We start from the raw sequence: 26,378 nt of genomic DNA, 5'->3' as shown, positions 1-26,378 counted from the left end.
AGTAATGGAGAATGCAGCTTTTTTTGTATTTCCGCCAACACCTACAAATCTGATTCAAAAAAATACGTGCTCTAATAAAAGGAGCGTGTGCACAGCCGAGAGTGATGAGTGTGGTCATTATTGTGATTCCAGTCGATTATGCTATGCTGAATGACATACAGCTTTTTCAAATGAAAGAGGGATCAATATGCTTATTCTTGCAGTGGAGGATGAAAAAGCGCTGCTTCAGACAATTGCAGGAGTCCTGACTGATGAGGGTTATCAGGTGGATACGGCAGAGCGCGGAGATGACGGCTTGTTATTGGCGGAACGCGGCATCTACGATTTGTTGGTCCTGGACATTATGATGCCAGGAATGGATGGCCTTTCACTGGTGAGAACGTTGCGTACAAAAGGGATAATGACGCCGGTTTTATTTTTAACGGCAAAAGATAGCGTAGAGTCGAGAGTCGAGGGATTAGATGCCGGAGCCGACGATTATTTGGTCAAGCCTTTTGCGGCCGAAGAACTGACGGCGAGAGTGAGAGCCCTCTTGCGCCGACAAGGGAAACAGAACACAGAAGGCGATCTGGCATACGGTCCTCTATCTCTGAAGATAAATGAATATGACGGTTTTGTTGATGATGAGCCGATGAAGCTAACAACGAAGGAGTACGAGCTGCTTAAGTACTTTCTGCAAAATCGGGAGCAAATATTGACGCGCCAACAAATTTTTGACCGCGTATGGGGAATTGATTCAGAAGCGAATTACGGAGTGGTCGATTTGTATGTCCACTACCTGCGCAAGAAGCTGGGTGCTTACGAAGGCTTCATCCGAACGATCCGCAATGTGGGCTACATTTTGAAAAAGGAAGACAAATGATGTTTCGAAAAACGAGGATTCGGCTCGTAACGCTGAACGTAGTAGTGGTGCTGCTCTTGTTGAACGGGCTGGGGAGTGCAGTCTACTACACGATGAAGTATCGTCTCTATTCGCAGGTGGACCGAGAAATGACCAAAGTCAGTCAAAGGCTGGCAGTTGATTCTTTGCCTCGTCTCCATCGGATTGAAGACGACCCTTTCCCATTCAACCGTCAGGAGAGGAAAAAGTTTAACGATCTGGATCGCCGGTATGTTTTACTCGTCTGGGATAGCTTTGGTCGTGTCATTGGGACCGCATTTGGTGATAGGCTGGAGCCAGAGGAATATGCAGAATTCCAGCATAACGGAAAAGCAGACGGAATCGAAACGAAAACTGTGAATGGACAAGTCTATCGCGTGCAGACAGTTACCGTGCCGAAAAAGGTCGTTGTAGGCAATCGGATACAGACCGCGTACCAGTTTCAACTGATTTACAATCTGGCACCTGAGCAAAACATGCTGGACAGCTTGTTGTACGTTGTCATCATCGGCGACATTATCAGTATTGTGATTGCGATCGTGGCTGGGTGGTTTTTGGCGAGAAGGGCACTCATCCCGATCCAAGTTTCGTGGGAAAAACAACAGCAGTTTATTGCCGATGCTTCTCATGAGCTGAGGACGCCGCTCACGGCCATCATGGTCAATTTGGAGAGGCTTTTCAGACATCCGGATCATACGATCGAGCAGGAAAGCGAAAAAATTATGATTGGGATGCAAGAGGCCAAGCGCTTGAGCAAGCTCGTCTCTGATTTGCTTACACTAGCTCGCAGTGATTCTAACGAGCTGCAGATCATGAATCAGTCGCTGCGCTTAGACGAAGTCGCGATGAAATGCACCCAGGTTTTTGCACAACTTGCCATCGCACGGGAAATTCGTCTCGAAACAGACATTCAGCAACCCATTGAGATGCTGGGGGACCAAGAGCGTCTTCATCAGCTCATGGTCATCTTGCTGGACAATGCCTTGAAGTACACGAACGAAGACGGCCGGATTTATGTCTCTTGCAAAAAGGAAGGCGGTCGCGTTTCGATTCTCGTAAAAGACAGTGGGATCGGGATCGCCAAAGAGGATATTCCGTATTTGTTTGATCGCTTCTATCGGGTGGATAAAATGCGCTCTCGAGCGACAGAAGGAACAGGCTTGGGACTATCCATTGCCAAATGGATCGTGGATGCGCACCACGGAAAGATTCAGGTCAGCAGTGAGGTAGGTATCGGAACGAGTTTTTTGGTTACACTTCCAATAAAGCCTTAAACAGATGGATAGAACCGTTTTCCCGTCGAAGGGAATCGGTTCTTTTTTCAAATAGTGGAGCAATTCCATTTAACATACATTTATGTTTCAAATATCTCTAAATTGAGGTAAACTAGAGGTAGAAGAAGAGAGGAGTGGCGTACTAATGAACATGACGATCACTAAAGCAGCGGTAGCATGGTTTCGGGATGAATGGGGATGCATAGAAGGAGACAGCATTCGTTTTTTTGTCCGGTATGGAGGCGTTAGTACGGTTCAGGATTCATTCTCGATGGGGATTGCCAAAGAGTTGCCGAATGAAATCGGCATTTCGACAGTAGAGGATGGCATCACATTTTATATGGAAAAAGATGAGCTGTGGTATATGAATGGAAGAGGGCTGATTGTCGATTATCGGCCAGAGACAGACGAAGTAGAATTTAAGCTGGATTGAGCAAGGAAAAGGATAGCTAATAGATGAAGGGCTCCGGATATACGGGGCCTTTTTTATATGAGCGAAAAACCAAAATACAATACTTTACAAACAAAAATGTATAGTATATGATGGGTACATAAATGGAAAAAGGAGGAAGTTATATGCGTTTACTTGATTCTTACTTGGAGCTTGGCATTACGGGAATGGCACGTGCAGCTGTAGCGGGATGGTTCGATGGTCATTATGGGGCAGCCTTATTGGCAGGGTACTTCATGGATCGTGAGCACGATCTCCCTGAACATGTAAAAGAGGGCATTGAGCGGACATGTGAGTCCTTCCGCAAGCAAAAACCTGAATGGTTTGTTCCACTAGATCAAGACGAGCAAGCTGATCCCTCCTTGTTACAGCACGTCATCGATGGCCTCCAGCAAAATGTGAAGCAGCTGCGGACCTCAGGTCATGGACTAGCACTAGGTGTGTTGGCATTAAAAGCATTGCGCGAACGCCCTGATATGATCACTCCGACTGTGGTGAACGGCCTGGTCAAGATTCTCCAAGCGACGACAGCAGACAGGATAGACCGTTATTGGGGCATCGAGAATTACCATGGCATGACGATTGATGATGTCAGAGACGAAGTTGCGCCTTACCATACAACGGCAGAGATGGCAGAGCGGGCGTTTGAGGAGCTACATTTGGTTATACCGCCGCGTGATATTAACGGGGTACGCTATCATTTGGCGAGCGAGGTCGTCCATAACATCACACATGCTCATGCGTTAACAGATCTGGAGCGATTCGGTTATGAGGATATTGTGAAGCCTGGTATCGTAAACCATCGTCTTCAAATCTATTTGAATCGCCATGTTCCTCCGTTTGTTTTGGAGGAAGAGGTGAAGGAGCCAGCGTTCGAGGAAATTTTTTCACCGCTATACTGGGATAGACTATACAGCGATCCTCATGCATTGAAGCTTCCGTATGCTGCGTTGGATCTGCTAAAGCGGTTTCCGCCAGAGAAGAGAGCTCTTGCCGAACGAAATTTGTGCAAGCTTTTGACGATTACGGATTAATACAATCACCTAAATAAAAAGAACAGGGAGGCCAATAGGCACTCTCTGTTCTTTTTCATCTCGAATGAGTCGTCTACCAGGTAGGAATGACAGTCGTAGTAGACTCCCGATTTGCATAGTAGCTTTTATGCTCGATCAGGGCATTGCGAATGGAAGACTCATTGATGTCGAAACCGATTCCTGGAGTTTTCGGTACAGCCAGCATACCAGGTGCTGCAAAATCGATGACAGGTGTCACGATATCTTCAGCAAAGTAGCGATGGGAAGGGGAGGTGTCGCCAGCAATCGTGAAGTTGCTAAGCGAAGCCATCGCGATGTTATGGGCGCGGCCAATCCCTGCCTCCAACATTCCTCCGCACCATACTGGTACGCCGCGTGTCTCACACAGGTCATGAATCTTTTTGGCATCGGTTAGACCGCCCACGCGACCGATCTTGATGTTGATAATCCGGCAACTGCCGAGCTCGAGTGCTTTGCGGGCATCTTCCACTGTATGGATACTTTCGTCGAGGCAGATCGGCGTTTTTAGTTCCCTTTGCAAGGTCGCATGGTCAATGATGTCGTCATGAGCCAATGGCTGTTCAATCATGATCAAACCGAAGCCATCCAAAGCCTTCAGCATCTCCATGTCTGCCAGCGTATATGCAGAGTTTGCGTCCGCCATCAGTGGAACATCTGGTCCAAATGTGTTGCGGATGGCACGCATTGGCTCGACATCAAAGCCCGGTTTGATTTTCACTTTGATCTTTTTGTAGCCGTCACGGATGAAGCCTTCTACGCGTTGCAGCAGTTTTTCGATGGTTGGCTCGATTCCGATACTCACACCGACGTCAATCGTCGTACGAGTTCCGCCCAATGCTTGGGAGAGGGAGAGGCCGTTCATTTTGGCGTACAAATCCCAGACGGCACCTTCCAAAGCGGCTTTGGCCATGTGGTTACGGCGCATCCAGGAGAAGAGGCGGGATACGTCATCAGGATGCTCGATACCCCGTGAAAATAGCTGCGGGATCAAATACTTTTCGAGCATGTACCAGACCGTATCGACATCTTCCTCGTTGTAGACAGGGACGTCCATCGCGACGCTTTCGCCTAACCCGACATGGGCACCGCTGTATGCACGCACCAGAATGCATTCCTTGTGGGTTTCGACCCCCATGCTCGTCTCAAAAGGGGAATTCAACGGAATTTTGATTCGTTGCAGGTCCACGCGTTCGATTTTCATGTTCATCTCTCCTTAACCGTTCATTTGGATTGTCGCTCAAACGTATTCAGTACCGTTCTTGCCAAAATCTCGATGCCGTCTAGCAGTGCTTCTTTTTCAAAAGTCATCTGCGGATGATGAAGTCCTGGTGTCAGGCCACAGCCCAATCCAAGCATGGTCGCCCGAAGCTGTGGACGTTCTTTCGTGTAGTAGTGGAAGTCTTCCGCGCCCGGTGTCTGAATTGGCGGTTCGAGCTTCTCTGCTCCCAAGGTTTGGGTAATGGCATCCGCCATGATCAGTCTCGCTTCTTCGTTCACTTCCGCTGCATAGACGCGTTCGGTGATCTCATAAGACAGCTCAACTTCATAGAGACGGGAAACGTGTTGCAAAATGTGCTCGACACGTGCAAATAGGGCGTGAATGACTTCATTCGTCTGTGCCCGCAGGTCCAAGTGGAACTGCGCCGAGCCTGGAATGATATTGCTGCTTTTGCTACCTGCGGAAAGCTGCGTCATTTTGACGGAATAAGGAACGAGCGGATCGAGGTGAATGCCTTTTAACTGCTCAACAATCGCTGCGGCTACCTCGATAGCGTTGACTCCTAGATGAGGCCGTGCGCCATGAGCATCGGAACCCTTGATTTGCCCGAATATCGTACCAGCCGCCCCGTGCAAGATGGCAGAAGCAGCTGTGCCTCGAGGGATTTCCTGAATGGGACGAAGGTGGACACCGTACAGAAAATCAATATCGTCCACTACTTGCTTGTTCACCATCGCAAGTGCGCCATTTCCGCTTTCTTCTGCTGGTTGGAAAATGAGCTTCAGGCGCCCAGGGAGCTGGACGTCCATTTCTTGCAATACCATCAGGACGCCTAATGCGATGGTCATATGCGCATCGTGTCCGCAGGAATGGTTCGCGGTAAAGACGCCGTTTACTTCTTGCCAGAGTGCGTCCATGTCTGCTCGCACGCCTACAGTGAATTTTCCCGGCGTCAAATCGCCCCATTCGCCAACAACTCCCGTCACGTCGTCAAAGGTAGTGACGCGGCAATGGTGTTTTTTCAAGAAGTCAGCGATAAACGAGGTGGTCTGTACTTCCTCCCAGCTTATCTCTGGATGCTGGTGTAAATGCTCGTATAGAGAAAAAATGGCGGGCTGCAATTGTTTTATCGTTGTGCGCATGGTTCCTCCATCGGTTTTTTCGTGTGTAATCGATAAGTGAAGCGTAGGCTACGCCAATCTACTTGACGCAGCCAGTTTTGTGAAAAGGGTCATTGGTTACGAAACGCCGATTGTCACTGCTACTATGAGCGCGATCGAGGCGATCACGGCCCAGCCGAGAAGAAGCTTCCAAATGAATTTGACCCATTTCTCATACGGAATGCCTGCAACAGCCAGATAGCCCATCAACGCAGAAGAAGTTGGGATAATGGAGTTGGTTACCGCATCACCATATTGGAAGGCAAGAACCGCTATCTGACGTTGGATGCCGAGCAGATCCGCAATCGGCACCATGATCGGCATGGTTGTTGCTGCCTGTCCACTACCGGAAGAAATAAAGAGATTGAGAAAGGCTTGAATCACAAACATAGCCAGGACGTTAACGGCATCTGGCAAATGACCAATTGCCGAAGTCAGACTGTTAATCATCGTATCGATAATTTTTCCGTCTTCCAAGACGACAGTGATCGCGCGGGCAAAACCGACGATCAGTGCGCCAAACGTAACGGCTCTCGCACCAGCGACGAAGGAATCAAACAGCGTATTGACCGACAATCCTCCGACGAGACCAGCAACCAGGCCCATGATCAGGAAGGAAGCGGTAAGCTCTGTCAGGAACCATTCGTACTTGAATACACCGTATACGTTGAATGCGAGACCACAGACCATTACGAGGAACACGAGCTTGTGGCGTGCATTCAGATCTGGAATGTCTACTGTTGCCTGTTCTTGACTGGCGTGATTCTCTACGCCATAAAGCACACTCTTGGTCGGGTCTGCTTTGACACGATACGCATAGCGCATGACGTACCAGATGGCAAAAGCGAGAACGAAGACATACACAACAGCACGGAAGGTAAGACCAGAGAAGAGCGGCAATTGTGCGAGCGACTGTGCCACCCCAACCGTAAATGGATTGATCATCCCGCCCATGAAGCCGGCAGCAGCCCCCATGGTGATCATGGCTGTACCTGTTACGGCATCGAAGCCCATTGCACGAGCCAGCGCGATACCGATTGGAACGAAGATGATGCTTTCTTCTGCCATTCCCATGGTGAAGCCACCGATGGAGAAGAGGAACATGGAAGCGGGAATGAGCAGCTTTTCCCGACCCTCCAAGTGTCGGACACCTTTATTGATCCCGGCTTCAATCGCACCCGTTTGGCGGATGATTCCGAATACACCGCTTACAATAAAGATGTAGAAAATGATTTGCGCGCCTTTTTGCATCCCTTCTGGAATCGCTTTGAACATATCAAAGAACGAGACCGGATTACTTTCTACAGGATGGTAGCTGCCGTTGACGACGACGGTTTTGCCTGAGGCAACGTCCTTGACGCGTTCGAACTCACCAGCCGGGAGTACGTAGGAAGCTAGGGCTGCCAAAATGATAATGATAAAGAGGATGGCATACGTATGCGGTACAGAAAAACGTTTCTTTGCAGGTTTCAATGGATGTGTAGACATGAGGTCACCTCGCTTTTTTTTGCTTATAACAAGCAAGGGTCGTGCCAAGTGTCGAAATTTCCCGAATATAAGCGTTTTCAGTGGATTTTCATAGGCAAGGGAAGGGAATACAATGCGCTTTAGGAATGTTTATTAGGTTTTATGCAGCCTAATACATCCTATTATTCATTGGGCGGAAGCTAAATCCGCCCATGTTTTCGCAACAATTCGATACCCGCGGGGGTGATGGAGGTTCCTTGTCGGGTTGTTCCTGAACGTACCAAACCTTGCTGCTCCAGCAGTTTCAACTTGTGACGCAGTGCGCTCTCTGTCCAGCCTACGGATTGTAGCTCAGGGGAGTGCGCCAATTGATAACGCCCGACTGGTTTGTTGGATACGTAATAATGATGCAAGCAATACAAAATATCCAAGTCGCGGTTGTCGTCCAATTTAGGGATAGAAGCCGTCTGGTGCTTTTGAAATAGGCTATCCGTCAATCGTTTAGGGAGGTCCTGAATGCCGATGACAGGATGCTCGCTTACCGTAATGGCATAGTCGACGACATTTTTCAGTTCGCGAATGTTCCCCCGCCAGTCATGGCGATAGAATAGCTCCATTACTTCTGGCGACCAGGTTTTACGAATGCCTTGCTGCTCCAGATGCTCATCGATGAGAAGGGGAATATCGCTGATTCGCTCGCGCAAAGCGGGAATCTGGATCGGCAGGACAGCCAAACGATAGAACAAATCCTCGCGAAAGCTTCCCTGGGAAACAGCGTCTTCCAAATCACGATTGGTAGCAGCGATGATGCGGCAATCCACAGAAAGAATTCCCGTGCCGCCTACACGGATGACCTGCTTTTCTTGCAGCACGCGAAGTAGCTTGACCTGAATGGCCCCAGAGATGTCCCCCACCTCATCGAGAAAAATCGTCCCACCGTCCGCTTGCTCAAACAGGCCGGGCTTTCCGCCTTTTCGTGCTCCTGTAAAGGCACCGTCTTCGTAGCCGAACAGCTCGCTCTCCAGCAGGTTTTCCGGCAAGGAGGCACAGTTGATTGCGACAAAGGGGCCGTTTTTGCGGAGGGAGTGCTGATGAATGGCATGGGCGAACAGCTCTTTTCCCGTCCCGTTTTCGCCTGTTAGCAGGATGGTTTGATTGTTTTTTGCCATCTTTTTGCCGAGCTCGATGACTTGGAGCAGCGGTTGGCTTTGTCCTTTGATATCGGAAAAGGAGTAGGTCGCTGTATGACCGCGCAACGTAAGCGTGGTGCGCAAGCGTTGGATTTCGGTCACGTCTTTTAATGTACAAACGAAGCCTAAATGCTCATGCCTGCGGCGGATGCTTTGACTGCTGACGATAAATTGTTTGTGTTCAATGGTTACGAGGGCATCCTCCTGATCTTCCTGCTCAAAAAAGGGCTGTAGCAAGCTGTGCTCCTTCAACACCGTGTACGGTTGTCCAACAATAGAGGATGCATGTGGACAAAACAACTCAACGGCGACGTCGTTAATAAACGTGATCAAACCTTGTTCGTTGCAAGCGATCACGGGATCTTTGACTGCCTGAAAGGTAGATTGCAGCTGGCTGTTGAGCTTCTGTACTTCTGCGTAGGAGGTGCCGAGCATTTTCGCGAGCTCAGACATTTCTACGATGAAGGCAGACAAGTACTCGCGCTCCCATTCACTGGGTACGCCTACCTTGCGACCGGTATCTATCAGGTCGTGAATGCTGATTTTGCGAAACCCGAGATCGATCACCTCTACATGAGGTGGAAGAGGTACGTCAGGAACGCTCATAATGATGGCGTATTGAAATTCGAGTTCATCAAATGTACAGCCTGGGTGAAAGGGAACGTAATTCAAATGATCGACGTTCGCCTCTAATAAGTTTTGGATGACTTCCTGTGCGGAAACTGGCGAATTGTTCATGACAGGGACGGTCGTCCCCGGAGGAATCTGCATCAGCGCTTTCATTTTGCGCAACTCGAAAAAACGGTTTAAAACCGTGATGGGCACGGAGTCAGCAACAGCTTGACGGGCAACTGTGTACAGCTCTGGGGATTTGGTTGTGATAAAGACATGATCGACTCCGCTTAAATCGGGAATGTGCTCATGGCTGGCATAACCGATGACTTTGCAATACGGCTCGAAATAAGCCCGCAGTTCGTTTAACAAAAATTCGAGAGTGTCCGTTCCTTTTGCAATCAAGACAATGGTGTGGTCCATGCTGCACCGCCTTTGCTCAAACAATCGTGAATGTTTTGTAATCTCATGATAGCACAATGCCTGGCTGTAATCGGATGGATTCGCTTGTATAGAGAGGAAAGACAAGGATTGATTTGCGGGCAGGGAAATGTGTTTTAATAGAAGGTAGAGAAGATCAAAAAGCAATAACAGGAGGAATCAGCATGGGGGACAGAGTGGTTCCAGAGGTGCTGCAAATGATTGGGGAAGTCGTGCCAGACGGGGTATCGATTGCGATCTCGGATGGCTCACAATACTTGTACTATCAACCGAGTTCCAATATTGACTTGAAAATTGCGCCGGGGGATCTCGTTCCCATCGGCTCGGCTACACATCAAGCACTCATGGAAATGGGAAAAGTAGGGCATCAGGTGGAGAGTCGTATTTTTGGCGTGCCGTACTACGGACTCTCGCTTCCATTAGTGCGAAATGGTCAGATCATGGGCTGTATTACCGCCATCTATCCACCTCAAAACGTTCCGCTCACGAATCCGGAGGCGCGTCTATCGTTTTTGGTCGGAAAAGGGGAGGACGGCTGGCTGCCCATTCCGTTAACGGAGATCGTCTATATCAGCTCTCATGAAGGAAAAACGCTTTTGCATACGGCTAGTGGAACATATTCGAACAAATACAACATGGCTGAACTGGAGTATATGCTCCCGCAAGAGCGATTTGTGCGCTGTCATCGGTCGTATTTCGTCAATATGGAATCGATCGGCTTTATTCACCCGCATTTTCATTCGACGTTTTTATTGGAGATGAAGGACAAGCAAAAGACGAGAGTTCCTGTGAGTCAGTCGTACGCCAGCTCGTTTCGGCAATTGCTCGGCTTCTGAAATATCTGATAAATGAGAACGGTTCGCTGTCGTTTTTTCTTGATAGGCCGTGAATATTCTGTTTTGTTGAAAATCGAGTGCCCGCTCAGAACCCCTGTGCTAGTGTAAAGGCAATAAAGATGGCATAGGGGGTCACAATGATGTGGGAGCGCTTACGCGATAAACGACTGGCAGATAAAATCGTGACGGCTGAGGAAGCAGCAGGATGGATTGAGGATGGCATGACGATCGGGTTAAGTGGTTTCACGCGTGCTGGTGATGCCAAGGTCGTGCCGCTCGCATTGGCTGAGCTGGCAAAAAAAGAGAACAAGCCTTTTGGCGTAAACGTATATACGGGAGCTTCACTCGGCTCCGATGTAGATGCAGTGATGGCGGAAGCGGGGATCATCAACAAGCGATTGCCTTTTCAAGCAGATCCGGTCATGCGGAAAAAAATCAACGATGGCAGCATGATGTTCGTTGATCAGCATCTGTCGCATACAGCAGAAGCGATTCGCCAGGGAGCGATAGACGCAATCGATTACGCAATTGTGGAAGCGGTTGCAATTACAGAAGAGGGCATGATCATCCCGGCTACGTCCGTGGGGAACTCCAATATTTTCGTGGAAAATGCCAAGTATGTCATCATTGAGCTGAATATGGCTCAATCGGTGGAGTTGGAAGGCATCCATGATATTTATACACCAGCGAAACAAGGAGAGCGTGAACCGATTCCACTCACGTCCGTGGATCAGCGAATGGGTACAGCAGGGATTCCCGTCGACCCGGATAAAGTAAAAGGGATTGTCCTGACGAATCAGTTGGATTCCCCCTCGACGATTGTGGAACCGGACGAAGAAACGGCGCAGATTGCGGCACATCTGATCGAGTTTTTGCGTCAAGAGGTAAAAGAGGGACGCTTGCCAAACAATCTCGCGCCATTGCAATCGGGAATCGGATCGGTAGCGAATGCGGTTTTCAACGGATTTTTGGATTCGGAATTCACGGATCTGACTGTCTTCTCAGAAGTGTTGCAGGATGCGGTGTTTGATTTGCTTGATGCAGGTAAAATTTCGTTTGCCTCAGGTTGTTCGATCACATTAACGGCTGACAAGATGAAGCATGTCACCGAAAATTTCGCCCAATACCGTGACAAGCTGCTGTTGCGTCCACAAGAAATTACAAACCATCCGGAGCTGATTCGCCGCCTCGGTCTGATTGCGATCAATACCGCGATTGAAGCGGACATCTACGGAAACGTCAACTCGACCAATGTATCGGGTACGCGAATGATGAACGGCATCGGCGGCTCTGGTGACTTTGCTCGCAACGCACGTCTGGGTATCTTCGTAACCAAGTCGATTGCCAAAGGCGGAAACATTTCGAGCATCGTTCCGTTTGCCTCCCATGTGGATCATACCGAACACGATGTAGATATTATCGTGACCGAGCAAGGCTTGGCTGACTTGAGAGGCTTGGCTCCGCGTCAAAGAGCCATCAAAATGATCGAGAACTGTGCGCATCCGATGTACCGCGATCAATTGATGGCGTACTACGAGGAAGCACTCACACGCGGCGGGCACACCCCGCATGTATTGGAAAAGGCATTCTCCTGGCACGTACGTTACGCGCAAGAAGGCACGATGCTTGCGAAAAAGCCAGCGTTGGTTTAAAACGATTGAATGATAAAGAAACAAACCCGTTCGGGCATGAAAGCCTTGGCGGGTTTTTCTTGTCTACATAGCAATGGATGAAGGATCTTTACGTTTTTACGCTTGTAAGCTTTCCTGCCTTTTTTCCTGAGCAAACGAAGCCCACGCAAAGCCAAAGCCGACGAGAACGAGTAGGCCGCCGACCCAGCTGATGTGGACAATACCTGCATGGTCTACGATCACTCCACCAAGTCCTGCACCCAGCGCCAGCCCTAGCTGAAAAACCGAGGTGTTCATACTAAGGGCCACCTGCGAAGAGTGAGGGGACAGCGTGATCAAATAATACTGCTGGGCGGGAACGGTGGTTTGCACGGCAGCTACCCAGAACATAACAGTGATGATTGCCCACGTGAACAGTTGCGACGACAGCGGCAGAATGAGCAAGATGGCCGCATGGAGAAGCAAGCTGACATACAGCGTGGGGCGAATCCCCCATTTGTCGGTGGAGACGCCTCCGATCCGCGAGCCAGCCACACTAGCGAGTCCTGCCAAGAAAAGCGTGGTGCTTACCCAAGCAGTCGTCATGGCGGAGGTGCTCTGTAGAAGCGGAGTAATGTAGGTATAGACAGTGGAATACCCTGTGACAAAAAACAAAGAGATAAATAGCGCATGGATCACCCGTTTGTTGCGGAGTGCTGCCAACTGTTTGCGTAGCGGGACGGCCTCTTCTCCTTGCTGCTTTGGCAAATAGGCCAAGATGGCGAAGAAGGGAATGAATGTCAGGACGGCAATGAGCGCGAAAACAGGGCGCCATCCCCAGATGTCTCCCAGCATGGTGCCAAGTGGAACCCCAAGCACGAGCGAGAGGCTGAAGCCCATGAGGATGATCGCGATGGAGCTGCCTTTTTTCTCTGGGGAGGCCATGTTAGCCGCTTGTGCGAGAGCTACCACGGTGTAGATGCCTCCGCAAAGCCCCAGCAGAATGCGGGATACCATCAATAGGGAGAAGCTTGGGCTTATGGATGCGAGCAGGTTTGCCACTATGAAAGAAAACAGCGTCCAAAGGATGAGTTTTTTGCGTTCTACTCCCGCGGTGAGCGCAATCAAGACCGGAGCACCAAAGGCAAAGGCCAGAGAGAAGGCGGTCACTAACTGACCAGCGAGGGAGAGGGAGACATGGGTGTCATCTGCGATCATGCCGATGATTCCGGTCACGATTGACTCAGCCGTGCCAATCATGAATTCTCCCAAGGCCAGCAATAGGATTAAAAATTTTTTGGACAAGGTGGTTCACTCCTCGAGCTAACAAAATGGATGTAGTGACATTTTACGAAACGATTTCTATAATTTACATACATGAACAAAGGTGTTTACGATAAATGGCTTTCTATATACAAGTTATTTGGCAGGAGACACTTATGAATTCGAAAGGGTGATCTGCGTGGACCAAGTCGATTACAAAATCATTAGCTTGTTGCACGAAAATTCGCGGATACCATTCGCGGAGCTGGGGAGAATCATCGGGATGACGCAGCCTGCTGTGAAGGAGCGGGTCCGCCGTCTGGAGGAGCAGGGAATCATTACGGGCTACCACGCGTCGATCTCTCAGGAAAAGCTGGGCAAGCACACGACTGCTTTTGTCATGTTCCGCACCAAGCAATGTGCGGCGTTCATCGATTTCTGCAAGCAATCGCCGGAAGTGACGGACATGTACCGGATCAGTGGGGAGTACAACTACATGCTGAAAGTGGTAACAAGGTCGACGGAGGAATTGGTTGCCTTCTCGGAACGCACCGGAGATTTCGGCTTCTCCTATACGTTGATCGTGCTAACGGCGCCATTTGAGCAAAAAATGATGCTGGAGGAAGAGAAAATCTTCTGATTGTGCATCTGGTCGAACAAAAAAGAGGCTCCGCCGTATCAGGGCGAAGCCTCTTTACTTTTGCGTATAGCGAAATTGCTATTTTTGCCGTACATACTGCTCGTCCTTCATGAACAGACGCCAAAAATAAATAAAACCGGGTACGAGAATCGCAAAGCCGACCATATAACAAATGAACAGAGCGTGGAACGTATCCGGATGTGTAAAGCTGGACTCAATCGTCACTTGGGGATAGACGATGTAGGGTAGGCGTGCTGCACCGTACGCATAGCTGGCGAGCAGGTATTGCGTCGTGGCGACAATGACCGCAATCCGCGGAAGATGGATGCCGAAGTATCGACGGTCTTGGGGCAGCAAGAGAGCGATATAACTAATGAAAAAACAGACCGCCGATGCAATAAGCCACGGTAAATAGTCGAGCATGCGGTCATACAGCCATTTTGCCTCCAGTTGCATCGTGAGCACGGTAACCAATGCTGCAAGCAACGTAATGGGCCCCAGAAACACCGCATCCCGGCGGTAGACGGTGAAGGCTTGCTTTTCACCTGCGACAAAGGAGTAGTCCGCGAGAAGCAGCGACGAGAGGAAGAGCGTACTGCTGACAGCAAGACCAATGAAAGAATAGACGTGCGCGCTGGTTAAAAACAGTCCCCAATCGAGATACTCCACACCATTGATCGTTCGAGACAACCCGCCTTGTGTCACAGGAAGTACGCTGATTAATAGAGCCGGCACCAATATCCCGGTAACGCCAGAGACGATGCTGAGCATCTTGTCATACTTGTAAATCAGATGAGAAAACACCATAAACGTACTGCGAATCAGCATCAATAACACCACGAGACATCCGGGAACCAGCAGCAGGCTCCCCAATGTGTAGGTCGCGCCAGGGAAAAAGGTGACGAGCGCAACCACAATTAATACGATAAAGACATTCACGACCTCCCAGGAGGGCGAGAGGTAACGATTGGCGATTTGAGTGGCTTTGGTTTTTTCCCGATTCAAATAGATCATCGACCAAAAGCCTGCACCGAAGTCGAAGGAGGCCGCGACGGAATAGATGACGACGAAAATCCAGAGCAGCGTAATGGCAATAATCGTGTCGGTCATGCCGTTCCTCCGTCCACTTTCGGCTGTTCTGGCGGATCGAGCTCCAAGGGGTGGCGGCCAAAATAGCTACGGAATACGAGCAGGGTGACGATCGCAAAAAATACGTACACCGAGAGGAAAATCCAGAACAGGGTAGAGATGCCTGCTGCTTGGGTAGCGGCATCTACTGTTTTCATTACACGATAAACCACCCACGGCTGGCGTCCTGTGCAGGCAAAAATCCAGCCGAATTCGATGCCTAACAAGGCGAGCGGTCCACTCGCGACAAATACCCAGAGAACCCACCGCGGAAACTGAGATCGTTTCAGGAGCTTCTTCCAAGCGAAGCCGATGAAACCAACAAAGATCAACAGGCTGCCGATGATGACCATCCCGTTAAACAGCGTATGGACGTAAAGTGGAGGCCACAGCTCCTGTGGAAAATCGTCCAGACCGACCACGACCTCGTCAAAGCGATTGGCTGCAAGGAAGCTGAGCGCCCATGGAATCTCGATGGCGTATTTGACTTCTTTTGTCTCGGGATCGGTAAAGCCACCAATCGCGAGTGGGGCGTATGCTTGTGTTTCAAACAGTCCTTCCGCAGCCGCCAGCTTTTCCGGCTGGTATTTATGCAAAAGCTGTGCGGATTCATGACCGTTCAAGGCGGTTAAAAGGGAAAAGGTGCCGCCCACAATCAAGCCGGCCAAGAGTGCTTTTTGATGATACAAATAAACCCGACTGCCTTTTTCAGCGCGCAGCATTTTCCACGCTGCCACTCCAGCGACGATGAATGCCCCCGTCATATAAGCAGAGACAGTTACATGACCTGCCGTCACGATAAAGCTGGGATTGAAAAAAGCTTTCCACGGGTCCACGTCGACGATCTGCCCATCGACCATCCGGAACCCAGTTGGCGTGCCTTCAAAGGCGTGGACATTCGTAATCAGGATTGCGGAGGCCGTTGCACCAAGCAAAACCATGAACAAACTCAACAAACGCATGTTACGGGATAGGCGGTGAGCCGCGTAGACGTAGATGGACATAAATAAGGCTTCCACGAAGAAAGCGAATATTTCGATCTGAAACGGCAGCGAGATCACCCTGCCGACAATCTCCATGAACCCAGGCCATAACAGGGAAAGCTGGACCCCAGCAATCGTTCCAGACGGGATCGCGACACCTAGCAAGATCGCCTGGGCTTTTGTCCAGCGTTTGGCCATCATCTCGTAATCGCGGTCACGCGTCCGCCAAAAGAGGAGCTCTACCAGCAAGATCATGAGCGGGAGACCAACGCCCAAGGTCGCAAAAATAATGTGAAAGGCCATAGTCGTCCCGAATATGGCTCTGGTCATCACGATATCTTCCACGTTCAACGTCCTTTCTGATCAGCACCAAAAATTGTTAACGATTTCCTCGTTAATGTCCCATGAGGAGGCGGAGTTTATACGAAAAAGACCGTCACAAAAATGTGACGGTCGAGGATGACCAGTATCCAAGGCTGGCGGGCTTTAGAAGGTTTCCGCCAGTTTCGCTGCTTTTTCTACACCAGCTGCAGCGAGCTCAGCTGCTTTGTCCGGGAATTGGTGGTGGCCTTCTACGATTACTTCCGTTATATTGCTGACACCCCACATGCCTAACATGGCGCGAACGTATTTGTTTGCCATTTCCATGTCAGCCAAAGGGCCTTCGGAATAAACGCCACCGCGTGCGCTCAAGAGAGCCACTTTTTTGTCACCCATTAGACCAACTGATCCTTCTGGAGTGTACTTGAACATTTTACCTGGTTGGGAAAGGTAAGCAATGTAAGTTTGCAGAACAGCAGGAATTGTGAGGTTCCACAATGGGAAAGCGATAACAATTTTGTCTGCTTCTATAAACTGGTTCAAGTATTTGCTAATGAAGTCGGCATCTTTTTGCTCCTCAGCAGTCATTTCGATACCTTTGCCTACATTCAACATAGCAGTGATCAAGTTATTTCCATAGTAAGGAAGGTTTTCCGCGAACAGATCCAACTCAGTAATTGTGTCATTTGGATGCGTTTGTCTGTAGGTTTTCATAAAAGCTTCGTAAAGCTGAACACTTATAGCGTGTTCAACAGGACGATCATTTGCTTTAACAAAAAGTACGTTACTCATGAAAATTTCATCCTCTCTATTTTTGTCTGTCAGCTTTGCATCAATGACGCGACGGTCCTTAGAAGGATTCCGCCAGTTTTGCTGCTTTTTCTACTCCAGCTGAAACAAGCTCAGTTGCTTTGTCTGAGAATTGGTGATGGCCTTCTACGATCACTTCCGTTATATCGCTGATACCCCAGTAGTTCAAAAGGGTCCGAACATATTTGTTTGCCATTTCCATGTCAGCCAAAGGGCCTTTGGAATAAACGCCACCGCGTGCGCTCAGCAGAGCCACTTTTTTGTCACCCATCAGACCAACTGAGCCTTCCGAAGTGTACTTGAACGCTCTGCCTGCTTGCGTGAGGTAAGCAAAGTAAGTTTGCAGAACAGCAGGAATTGTGAGGTTCCACAACGGAAACGCCATAACCACTTTGTCTGCTTTTTCAAACTGGTTCAAGTATTTGTTCACGAAGTCAGCATCTTTTTGCTCTTCAGCAGTCATTTCGATACCTTTGCCTGCTTTTCCCATAGCTGTGATCAATTCATTTCCATAGTAGGGAAGATTTTCAGCAAACAGATCCAACTCAGCGATTTCGTCATTCGGATGAGTTTCTTTGTACGTTTTCGCAAAAGCTTCGTACAACTGCAAACTTATAGCTTGCTCAACCGGGCGATTATTCGCCTTAATAAAAAGTACGGTACTCATAAAAATACTCATCTCCTATATTGTTTTGTTAGTTACTAACTTTTATTAATAAAATATTTGTTTTAAAGGTTATTACGTAACAGATCATTTGTCAATATTTTTTAACTAGCCGGAGTAGTGCATACCACTTTTTATACGAAAAAGACCGTCACAAAAATGTGACGGTCGGGCTTGATGATAAAATAAGGACGTTTGGAAGAATGGATTATTTACGATAGAGTGGATAATCAACCTCAGTTGGTACTTGAATCAACACCAGGCGGAGCGGAGCATCCGTTACTGCTTGGTAGATGGCTGTGTTGCCTTCCTCGGAGGAGAGAACGACAAAGTCACCTTTGGTTGCAACGGTTTGGTTCTCGCTGACAGTTGCTTTCTCTGCAACGCTCCCGTTTCCTTCCACTATGACGACTGCGTGAGCATAACCAGCCGGGAGTTCTTTTGCATACGATTTTCCAGCGGGAATCGTGATGTCGCTCATCAAGGAATCTGTGACCAACTGAATGGGCGCAGACGATCCGATGATGTGTTTCACTTTCACACCATCAACATCCTCAGACGGAAACTCCTCATGATCATACTGATGGTAAGTCGGAGGTTGCTTCGTCGTTTGTGCGAGATGCGGTTCAAACCAGATTTGAAACATTTCCGTATCCTTGCCAAGTTCTTCTGCATGGTACGCGCCAGACCCGGTTTGCATGATCTGCGCGCCGCCTGTCGACACCTCTTGAAGATTTCCGAGCGTGTCCCGATGTCCGACTGTCCCTGTGAGGACATACGACAAAATTTCAAAGCCGGAGTGAGGGTGCAGCGGAATTTCAAATGTCTTCAGTGATTTTGCCCATGCCCAGTAAAAAAGTGGTCCTACCCGTTTGACAACGGAGCCTTCATGAGGGAAGCCAATTGGTTTATTTTCTACGATTTCACCGTCGCCAAAATGTCCTTTTGCTTGCTCGTTCTGTGTGTAGACGCGGATTTCCATCTGATGTTCCTCCCTTAGTACGATTGCTGGCTTACGGGTTGTGAGGAGTCACCATTAAAACAAAACGTATGCGCCTGGACCGATCAACGCCACACCAATCACAACTGCGATTAACGTCAGGTTGTATTCGAATCCGTTTTGTGTGACCCAATATCCATTTTGACCGTGTACCTTCAGAATGGCAACCAGCATTGTGAAAGCAAGCAAAATAGAACTTGCCCAGATACCTACGCCTGCCGCAAACATCAGACCGCCAATGAGTTCAGAAAATCCAGCGACAAAGGCCATCGCTACGCCAGGTTTCACTCCAATAGACTCCAGCCAGCCGCCTGTTCCTTTCAAACCATAACCGCCAAACCAGCCAAACAGCTTCTGCGCACCATGACCTGCAAACGTCAAACCGATGACCAAACGAATCAATAACAATCCAGTATCCAACACTTTTCATCTCTCCTTAATTATTTTAAATTAGTATATCTTTAGTTTAAGATATTTGTCCAAAAAGGCTGGCGGGCCTTAGAAGGATTCCGCCAGTTTTGCTGCTTTTTCTACACCAGCTGCAACGATCTCAGCTGCTTTGTCTTGGAATTGGTTGTGACCTTCTACGATCACTTCCGTTACATTGCTGATGCCCCAGAAGCCCAGAACAGTGCGCATGTATTTGTTAGCCATTTCGATTTCAGCCATAGGGCCTTCGGAATAAACGCCACCGCGTGCGCTCAACAGAGCTACTTTTTTGTCGCCCATCAGACCAACTGGACCTTCAGCAGTGTATTTGAATGTTTTGCCTGCTTGGGAGAGGTAGTCTACATACGTGTGCAGAACTGCTGGAACCGCGAAGTTCCACATAGGGAATGCGATTACTACTTTGTCAGCATCAGCAAATTGGTTCAGGTATTTGTTTACCAGGTCAGCACCTTTTTGCTCTTCAGCAGTCAGTTCGATACCGTTTCCTGCTTTCCACATAGCAGTGAGCAAGTCATTGCCATAGTAAGGGAGGTTAGCAGCGAACAGATCCAATTCTGCGATTTCATCATTTGGATGTGTTTCTCTGTATGTTTTGGTGAAAGCTTCGTACAACTTTACACTTGTAGCCTGCTCAACTGGGCGATCGTTTGCTTTAATAAAAAGTACTTTACTCATGAAAATTTTATTCCCCTTCCATTTAGTAAGTCACTAACTTTTAATGTGTAAATCTTGATTTTAAGATTATTACGTTTAAGATCTTTTGTCAACACTTTTTTGAAACGATTGTGGTGGAGCGAGGGGACTGCTCATCTAATATGTAGCCTGAGCAGTGCGTCCCAACTTTTTTAGCAGTTCGATTGCTTGACGCTGTTCTTCTGGTGTGAGACCTTCCATCGCTTTCTCAATGGCGAGTTGATGAGGAGGGAAGATTTCGGACAAAAATTGGTGCCCTTTTTCCGTGAGCTCCGCATAAATGACGCGGCGGTCTGCCGAACAGGGTTTGCGAATGAGCAGTTGTTTCTTTTCTAGCTTATCTACAACGTAGGTGATGTTTCCGCTGGAGATTAATATTTTTTCGCCAATTTGCTGCAATGGTTGAGGACCTTTATGAAATAATACCTCTAGAACCCCGAATTCGGTTGGATTAAGTCCATGCTCGCGAATGTGACGATTGGAGTGAGCGGTAACCCAGTTGTATGACCTCGATAAAACTACAAAAAGATCGAGGGGATCATTTCGCAGTGGTTTGTCAGACATATGGACCCTCCTATTCATCGAAACTTCGATATCTTTAATTTAAGATAATCCTACCTCTCGTATTTACATTTGTCAAATTGAGATAAAAAATAAAATGAAAAACACGCCTGTACAAACAGTTGTCTTCGTGATAAACTTTTGTTTGTAAACAAGCTGTGAAAGTGAAACAGAAGAAAGGAGGATGACCGTGGAAAAAGACATGCAGATCCTTCATCATATCCGGCAAAATCCTTTTATCACGCAACAGGAGCTGGCTGATCTGATTGGCATCTCACGTTCAGCGGTAGCTGGCTACATTGCACAGTTGACCAAACGCGGGGAAATCAAAGGACGGGCTTATGTACTTCGTGATGAAGGAATGATTGCTTGTATCGGTGGGGCCAACCTGGACCGCAAAGCACGCGGCAAGCAACAGGTGCGTCTACAGTCATCCAATCCAGTAACGATTATGGAATCGTGTGGAGGGGTGGCACGGAATATCGCGGAGAACCTCGGTCGTCTTGGCTGCAATACGTCACTCATCACCAGCATTGGTGAGGACAAGGAAGGCGAATGGCTCTTGCAGGAGACGAAAAAGCACGGGGTACACATCAGCCAAGTGTGGAGACTGCCTACACAGCGGACAGGAACGTATACCGCTCTTCTCGATATTGATGGCGAGATGGTTGTTTCCTTGGCAAACATGGATATTTACGATGCTCTTACACCAGAGATGTTCGCGGAGAAGTGGTCGCACATTGCAGCAGCCCATGTGGTTTTCATCGATACAAACATTCCGGCGGACTGCTTGGCCTACATCATCGAACGTTGCCGGGAGGAAAACATCCTGCTCTTCGTTGACCCGGTCTCTTCCATTAAAGCTAAGAAGCTCCCACAGCAATTGGACGGAGTAGAAGCGATTTTGCCAAATCGCGAAGAAGCCGAGCTGATGGCTGGCATGAAGATCACGACGATCGAAGAATGCGCCGAGGCTTGCCGCAAGATCAGGGAACGAGGCGTCAAGCACGTCATCGTGACCTTGGGCGAAGAAGGAATTTACTATCAATCCGAGGACGTGGAGGAGCATATGTCTCCATACCCAACGGAAGTGGTAGATGTAACAGGTGCGGGAGATGCGTTCGCGTCGGGACTCTTGTATGGCATTGTAAACGGAGAGTCTTTCCAGAGAGCGTGCCGCCTTGGATTGGCAGCATCCGCTCTGACATTGCAAACAGAGCAGTCCGTATCTCCTCTATTAAAAGCAGAACAATTGGAACTGGCCGTAGAACAATTCGAAAAGGAGCGATAAGAGATGAAACAATATTTGACCTTTACTGAGGAAGTACGCCACGCACTGGAGAACAACCTGCCGGTAGTTGCGCTGGAGACGACGATTATTTCGCACGGTATGCCATATCCGCAAAACATTGAAATGGCAAAAGAAGTAGAGCAAATCATTCGCGACAACGGTGCCGTACCAGCTACGATCGGGATCATGGACGGCAAAATCAAAATCGGTTTGACTGACAGCGAGCTGGAAGAGTTTGCGACGAACAAAAATGTAGCAAAAGTAAGCCGTCGCGACTTCGCTTACATTTTGGCTAGTGGTAAAATCGGTGCGACTACAGTAGCCGCTACCATGATCGCAGCTGAGATGGCTGGCATCCACATGTTTGCAACTGGCGGTATCGGCGGGGTACACCGTGAAGGTGAAATCACTTGGGACGTATCTGCTGACCTGACTGAGCTGGCGCAAACAGATGTAGCTGTAGTATGCGCAGGTGCGAAATCGATCCTCGATATTGGCCGCACACTCGAATATTTGGAAACGCAAGGTGTACCAGTTGTGGGCTACCGTACAGATGAATTCCCATCCTTCTTCGCTCGTGAAAGCGGATTTGGCGTAGACATGCGCATCGATACACCGGAAGAAGTTGGTAAGATGATGAACACCAAATGGGATCTGGGACTCAAAGGCGGTATGATTATCGCGAACCCAGTACCAGAATCCGATGCACTGAATCACCAGGAAATCGAGGCAGTGATCCAAAAAGCACTCGCAGAAGCAAAAGAAAACAACATTGCAGGTAAACAGGTAACGCCATTCATGCTCGATAAAGTGAAAAAGCTGACAGAAGGCAAGAGCTTGGCAACGAACATCGCGCTGGTGAAACACAATGCTGAAGTAGCTGCGAAAATCGCGGTAGCTTATCAGAAAGAAGCGAATCAAGGTAAATAAGAGAGAGCGAAGATCGAACAATTGCTCCCGGTTAATCCGGGGGCTTTTTTTGTTTTTTAGCGGCTGTAGTGGGGGGAAGAAGCGCATTTCCGTCTACGCTTCGGCCTACGCCCCACAAGGGGTTGGACTGTCCGCTTCGGAATAAATGTCGGGAGCGCTTCAAAAGTAGAGTTTCGATGATGTATTCGCAGAGGTTGAAGCTGAAAACCCCCGCCATTTATTCCGAAGCTGGGTCGGGCTCCAGAGGCGCTAGGACTGGAAAACATGTGGCAGGGCTTCGTCCGGCACCAAGGATAGAGGACCAACCCCATCATTTTTCCCTGTGTTTTCAGCACGTAAAGCCCATTTAGAAAAAAATTGAAAAAAGTGCTTGATATACCCTGTGGGGGTATTGTATAGTAAGGGTGTGAACAGGAAACAACGTAAGGGAAACGATACGATAAAATATACCCCTTGAGGGTATTTGGAGGGATTAATATGAGTGCCAAAACAGCAGAGGCAACAGTCGCAATCTCAGGGATGACTTGCGCAGCTTGTGCACTGCGCATCGAAAAGGGCCTGGGAAAAATGGAGGGAGTGGAGACTGCCAACGTCAATCTGGCCTTGGAAAAATCCACAGTCGTGTTCGATCCATCGAAAACGAACATAGACGACATCCGCTCCAAAATTGAATCTCTCGGCTATGGTGTCGTCACTGACAAGGTGGAGCTAAACATCTCGGGAATGACATGTGCGGCTTGCTCCACACGGATCGAAAAAGGCTTGAACAAAACAGCTGGGGTTCTGAAGGCAAACGTGAACCTGGCGATGGAAACAGCCACTGTCGAGTACGATTCATCACAGGTAAGTGTGACGGACATTATTCAAAAGGTAGAAAAGCTAGGGTATCAGGCGACTCGCAAGGAAGAAGGCAAAGAAGAAGAAAAAGTAGATCGTCGCCAGGAAGAAATCAAACGGCAGACCCGCAAGTTCTGGATTTCCGCGATTCTGTCGCTCCCGCTGCTCTGGTCGATGGTGAGCCACTTTTCCTTCACCTCGTTTATCTGGCTGCCTGAAATCTTGATGAATCCGTGGGTACAGCTCGCATTGGCAACACCGGTACAATTCATCATCGGAGCACAGTTTTACGTGGGAGCTTTCAAAGCCCTTCGCAACAAGAGTGCTAACATGGATGTGCTGGTTGCTCTCGGTACCTCAGCTGCTTATTTCTACAGTTTATGGGTCGCGATCAACTCCATCGGTGCTCATGGCGGCCATATGCTGGAGCTGTACTTTGAGACGAGTGCGGTACTGATCACGTTGATCGTCTTGGGTAAACTGTTTGAGATGAAAGCAAAGGGACGCTCTTCGGACGCGATCCGCAAGCTGATGGGCTTGCAAGCAAAAACAGCAGTAGTCGTACGGGATGGCGTCGAAATGACCATTCCTGTAGAAGAAGTAAGACTGGGCGACGTTGTTCACGTGAAGCCGGGCGACAAAGTACCTGTCGATGGCATCGTCATGGAAGGACAGTCCGCAGTGGATGAGTCCATGCTGACTGGTGAAAGTATTCCGGTGGATAAAGCCGCAGGCGATACCGTCATCGGCGCCACCTTGAACAAAAACGGCTTTTTGAAGGTCCAGGCAACCAAAGTCGGAAAAGAAACGGCTCTGGCGCAAATCATTAAAGTAGTGGAAGAAGCACAAGGAACAAAAGCACCGATTCAGCGCGTAGCTGACAGCATCTCGGGGATTTTTGTCCCAATCGTCGTAGGGATTGCCATTCTTACCTTCTTGATCTGGTACTTCTTCGTTATACCTGGCAACTTCGGTGAGGCTTTGGAAAAAGCAATTGCTGTACTCGTAATCGCTTGCCCGTGCGCCCTCGGTCTGGCAACACCGACCTCGATCATGGCGGGCTCTGGACGCGCAGCTGAGTTGGGTATCCTGTTCAAAGGCGGGGAGCATCTGGAGACTGCTCACCACCTGGATACGATCGTCCTCGATAAAACAGGGACTGTAACCAAAGGCGAGCCAGAACTGACAGACGTCATTGCCATTGATATCGGAGAACAAGAGTTACTCTCTTTGGTCGGCGCCGCTGAGAAAAATTCCGAGCACCCATTGGCTCAAGCCATCGTTCGCGGAATTGCAGATAAAGGAATCACCTTGACGAATACAGATTCTTTTGAAGCCATTCCTGGTTTCGGTATCCAGGCAACCGTCGCTGGCAAAGAAGTACTCGTCGGTACCCGCCGCTTGCTGGAAAAACATCAAATTTCGTATCAAGCAGTGTCTGATACCATGCTGGCACTGGAGCGCTCCGGTAAAACGGCGATGCTCGCAGTGGTCGAAGGCAAGCTCGCTGGCTTGATTGCCGTAGCGGATACGATTAAACCGACCTCCAAGCAAGCTGTTCAACGCATGAAAGCAATGGGATTGACTGTGATCATGATGACCGGTGACAACCGTCAAACTGCTGAGGCCATTGCCCGTGAAGCAGGAATCGATCACGTCATCGCAGAAGTCCTGCCTGAAGGCAAGGCCGCAGAAGTGAAAAAACTGCAAGAACAAGGCAAAAAAGTTGCGATGGTCGGCGATGGTATCAACGATGCTCCTGCACTCGCTACCGCTGACGTCGGTATGGCAATCGGTACAGGTACAGATGTGGCTATGGAAGCAGCCGATATTACCTTGATGCGCGGCGAACTGACCAGTGTCGCAGACGCCATCGAGATGAGCAAACTCACCATCCGCAACATCAAGCAGAACCTGTTCTGGGCACTGGCCTACAACACCTTGGGCATCCCGATTGCCGCAATTGGCTTCCTCGCTCCATGGCTTGCCGGTGCTGCAATGGCCTTCAGCTCCGTATCCGTTGTACTCAACGCACTGAGACTGCAACGAGTGAAGCTGTAACAACAGTAACAAGCGGCTTTGTCCGCCTTACCTATACAACATAAAATGTAAGGAGAGATTGATCATGACAAATATCACATTGAACGTAGAAGGTATGTCTTGCAACAAATGCGTAGCGCGCATCGAGAATACATTGAAAGAATTGGGTGCAGAAGGCAAAGTGCACTTGGCTGATAAAAAGGTTGATGTTTCCTACAATGAGAGCACATTGACACTCGAAGCAGTAAAAGAAGCAATCGAAGACCAAGGCTACGACGTCGTTTAAGCATCGTGCTATTACTATCGAAAAAAGCTCCTGCCTGATTCCATGAGGCGGGAGCTTTTTGGCTGTTTTGCTTGGAGTAGCTGTAGGGGATGGGAAGAAGCCCATTTCCAGTCTACGCTTCGGCCTACGCCCCGCAAGGGGTTAGACTGTCCGCTCCGAAATGAATGTCGGGAGCGCTTCAAAAGTAGAGTTTCGAAGATGTATTCGCAGAGGTTGAAGCTGACAACCCCCGCCATTCATTTCTACGCTGAGTTGGGCTCCAGAGGCGCTAGGACTGGAAATGTTC

24 protein-coding genes are annotated in these 26,378 nt (G+C 48.9%); 11 read left to right on the top strand and 13 right to left on the bottom strand.

What is annotated here, in order from left to right; translation table 11 throughout:
* Positions 1-187 precede the first annotated feature (187 nt).
* The 4 genes from HPY28_RS29505 to HPY28_RS29490 all read left to right on the top strand — a co-directional run bounded on the left by HPY28_RS29505 (position 188) and on the right by HPY28_RS29490 (position 3,639).
* Positions 188-862, top strand: a complete 675-nt coding sequence (locus HPY28_RS29505) for a response regulator transcription factor (protein WP_017247146.1) — start codon at positions 188-190, stop codon at positions 860-862.
* A complete protein-coding gene (locus HPY28_RS29500; RefSeq protein ID WP_174231918.1) occupies positions 859-2,154 on the top strand; it encodes a sensor histidine kinase in 1,296 nt (431 codons plus the stop codon). The genes HPY28_RS29505 and HPY28_RS29500 overlap by 4 nt, the downstream gene beginning before the upstream one ends.
* Before the next feature lie 145 nt (positions 2,155-2,299).
* The gene (locus HPY28_RS29495; protein ID WP_174231917.1) at positions 2,300-2,587 is read left to right on the top strand and encodes a HesB/YadR/YfhF family protein; all 288 of its coding nucleotides are present in this window, start codon (positions 2,300-2,302) and stop codon (positions 2,585-2,587) included.
* A gap of 143 nt (positions 2,588-2,730) precedes the next feature.
* Positions 2,731-3,639: a hypothetical protein gene (locus tag HPY28_RS29490; protein ID WP_017247151.1), complete on the top strand. Its 909-nt coding sequence runs from the start codon at positions 2,731-2,733 to the stop codon at positions 3,637-3,639.
* Between the two features lie 73 nt (positions 3,640-3,712).
* Here the strand turns inward: HPY28_RS29490 and menC are convergent, their stop codons facing one another.
* The 4 genes from menC to HPY28_RS29470 form a co-directional block, all read right to left on the bottom strand.
* On the bottom strand, positions 3,713-4,861 hold the full coding sequence (gene menC / locus HPY28_RS29485; RefSeq protein WP_017247152.1) for an o-succinylbenzoate synthase: 1,149 nt from the start codon (positions 4,859-4,861) through the stop codon (positions 3,713-3,715).
* 20 nt (positions 4,862-4,881) lie between these two features.
* Positions 4,882-6,021 carry a M20 peptidase aminoacylase family protein gene (locus HPY28_RS29480; protein ID WP_174231916.1) on the bottom strand — a complete coding sequence of 380 codons (1,140 nt, stop codon included), beginning with the start codon at positions 6,019-6,021 and terminating at the stop codon, positions 4,882-4,884.
* Between the two features lie 96 nt (positions 6,022-6,117).
* The gene (locus tag HPY28_RS29475; protein ID WP_174226230.1) at positions 6,118-7,527 is read right to left on the bottom strand and encodes a YfcC family protein; all 1,410 of its coding nucleotides are present in this window, start codon (positions 7,525-7,527) and stop codon (positions 6,118-6,120) included.
* 179 nt (positions 7,528-7,706) lie between these two features.
* Positions 7,707-9,731 carry a sigma 54-interacting transcriptional regulator gene (locus HPY28_RS29470; protein WP_174226231.1) on the bottom strand — a complete coding sequence of 675 codons (2,025 nt, stop codon included), beginning with the start codon at positions 9,729-9,731 and terminating at the stop codon, positions 7,707-7,709.
* Positions 9,732-9,913: 182 nt separating this feature from the next.
* Here HPY28_RS29470 and HPY28_RS29465 point away from each other — a divergent pair, with 182 nt between their 5' ends.
* Together HPY28_RS29465 and HPY28_RS29460 are read left to right on the top strand one after the other, a co-directional pair.
* Positions 9,914-10,585 carry a LytTR family DNA-binding domain-containing protein gene (locus HPY28_RS29465; RefSeq protein WP_174231915.1) on the top strand — a complete coding sequence of 224 codons (672 nt, stop codon included), beginning with the start codon at positions 9,914-9,916 and terminating at the stop codon, positions 10,583-10,585.
* 140 nt (positions 10,586-10,725) lie between these two features.
* Positions 10,726-12,237 (top strand): succinyl-CoA:acetate CoA-transferase ScpC, encoded by a 1,512-nt coding sequence (locus HPY28_RS29460; protein ID WP_174231920.1) that lies wholly within the window; start codon positions 10,726-10,728, stop codon positions 12,235-12,237.
* Between the two features lie 96 nt (positions 12,238-12,333).
* Here the strand turns inward: HPY28_RS29460 and HPY28_RS29455 are convergent, their stop codons facing one another.
* Entirely contained in the window at positions 12,334-13,500 is a 1,167-nt protein-coding gene (locus HPY28_RS29455) for an MFS transporter (RefSeq protein WP_174231914.1), read from the bottom strand.
* 157 nt (positions 13,501-13,657) lie between these two features.
* Here HPY28_RS29455 and HPY28_RS29450 point away from each other — a divergent pair, with 157 nt between their 5' ends.
* Positions 13,658-14,098, top strand: a complete 441-nt coding sequence (locus HPY28_RS29450) for an Lrp/AsnC family transcriptional regulator (RefSeq protein ID WP_371813558.1) — start codon at positions 13,658-13,660, stop codon at positions 14,096-14,098.
* Positions 14,099-14,176: 78 nt separating this feature from the next.
* On the opposite strand, the gene HPY28_RS29445 is transcribed toward HPY28_RS29450, so the two are convergent.
* The 8 genes from HPY28_RS29445 to HPY28_RS29410 all read right to left on the bottom strand — a co-directional run bounded on the left by HPY28_RS29445 (position 14,177) and on the right by HPY28_RS29410 (position 20,711).
* Complete coding sequence (locus tag HPY28_RS29445; RefSeq protein WP_174231913.1) at positions 14,177-15,208, bottom strand: cytochrome d ubiquinol oxidase subunit II; 1,032 nt, start codon at positions 15,206-15,208, stop codon at positions 14,177-14,179.
* A complete protein-coding gene (locus HPY28_RS29440) occupies positions 15,205-16,539 on the bottom strand; it encodes a cytochrome ubiquinol oxidase subunit I (protein ID WP_217444925.1) in 1,335 nt (444 codons plus the stop codon). Before HPY28_RS29440 ends, HPY28_RS29445 begins: the two co-directional genes overlap by 4 nt.
* A 156-nt stretch (positions 16,540-16,695) precedes the next feature.
* Entirely contained in the window at positions 16,696-17,322 is a 627-nt protein-coding gene (locus HPY28_RS29435; protein ID WP_174231911.1) for an FMN-dependent NADH-azoreductase, read from the bottom strand.
* Between the two features lie 58 nt (positions 17,323-17,380).
* Complete coding sequence (locus HPY28_RS29430; RefSeq protein ID WP_174231910.1) at positions 17,381-18,007, bottom strand: FMN-dependent NADH-azoreductase; 627 nt, start codon at positions 18,005-18,007, stop codon at positions 17,381-17,383.
* Positions 18,008-18,212: 205 nt separating this feature from the next.
* The gene (locus tag HPY28_RS29425; protein WP_017247162.1) at positions 18,213-18,986 is read right to left on the bottom strand and encodes a pirin family protein; all 774 of its coding nucleotides are present in this window, start codon (positions 18,984-18,986) and stop codon (positions 18,213-18,215) included.
* 54 nt (positions 18,987-19,040) lie between these two features.
* Positions 19,041-19,427, bottom strand: coding sequence for a DoxX family protein (locus tag HPY28_RS29420; protein WP_017247163.1), 387 nt, complete (start codon positions 19,425-19,427; stop codon positions 19,041-19,043).
* 75 nt (positions 19,428-19,502) lie between these two features.
* Positions 19,503-20,129: an FMN-dependent NADH-azoreductase gene (locus HPY28_RS29415; RefSeq protein WP_017247164.1), complete on the bottom strand. Its 627-nt coding sequence runs from the start codon at positions 20,127-20,129 to the stop codon at positions 19,503-19,505.
* A gap of 135 nt (positions 20,130-20,264) precedes the next feature.
* Positions 20,265-20,711: a MarR family winged helix-turn-helix transcriptional regulator gene (locus tag HPY28_RS29410; RefSeq protein ID WP_017247165.1), complete on the bottom strand. Its 447-nt coding sequence runs from the start codon at positions 20,709-20,711 to the stop codon at positions 20,265-20,267.
* A 187-nt stretch (positions 20,712-20,898) separates the two neighbouring features.
* On the opposite strand from HPY28_RS29410, the gene HPY28_RS29405 reads away from it, so the two are divergent.
* The 4 genes from HPY28_RS29405 to HPY28_RS29390 all read left to right on the top strand — a co-directional run bounded on the left by HPY28_RS29405 (position 20,899) and on the right by HPY28_RS29390 (position 26,092).
* Positions 20,899-21,999: a carbohydrate kinase gene (locus HPY28_RS29405; RefSeq protein ID WP_017247166.1), complete on the top strand. Its 1,101-nt coding sequence runs from the start codon at positions 20,899-20,901 to the stop codon at positions 21,997-21,999.
* 3 nt (positions 22,000-22,002) lie between these two features.
* Positions 22,003-22,929: a pseudouridine-5'-phosphate glycosidase gene (locus HPY28_RS29400; protein ID WP_017247167.1), complete on the top strand. Its 927-nt coding sequence runs from the start codon at positions 22,003-22,005 to the stop codon at positions 22,927-22,929.
* Between the two features lie 477 nt (positions 22,930-23,406).
* Positions 23,407-25,827, top strand: a complete 2,421-nt coding sequence (locus tag HPY28_RS29395) for a heavy metal translocating P-type ATPase (protein WP_174231909.1) — start codon at positions 23,407-23,409, stop codon at positions 25,825-25,827.
* Between the two features lie 64 nt (positions 25,828-25,891).
* Positions 25,892-26,092, top strand: coding sequence for a cation transporter (locus HPY28_RS29390; RefSeq protein ID WP_017247169.1), 201 nt, complete (start codon positions 25,892-25,894; stop codon positions 26,090-26,092).
* The last annotated feature ends 286 nt before the right edge of the window (positions 26,093-26,378 follow it).

The sequence above is a fragment of the Brevibacillus sp. HB1.2 genome (assembly GCF_013332495.1).
Taxonomy (GTDB): Bacteria; Bacillota; Bacilli; order Brevibacillales; family Brevibacillaceae; genus Brevibacillus; species Brevibacillus porteri.
Note: the sequence above shows the minus strand (reverse complement) of the source record. Positions and strands in the feature narration are given on the sequence as shown.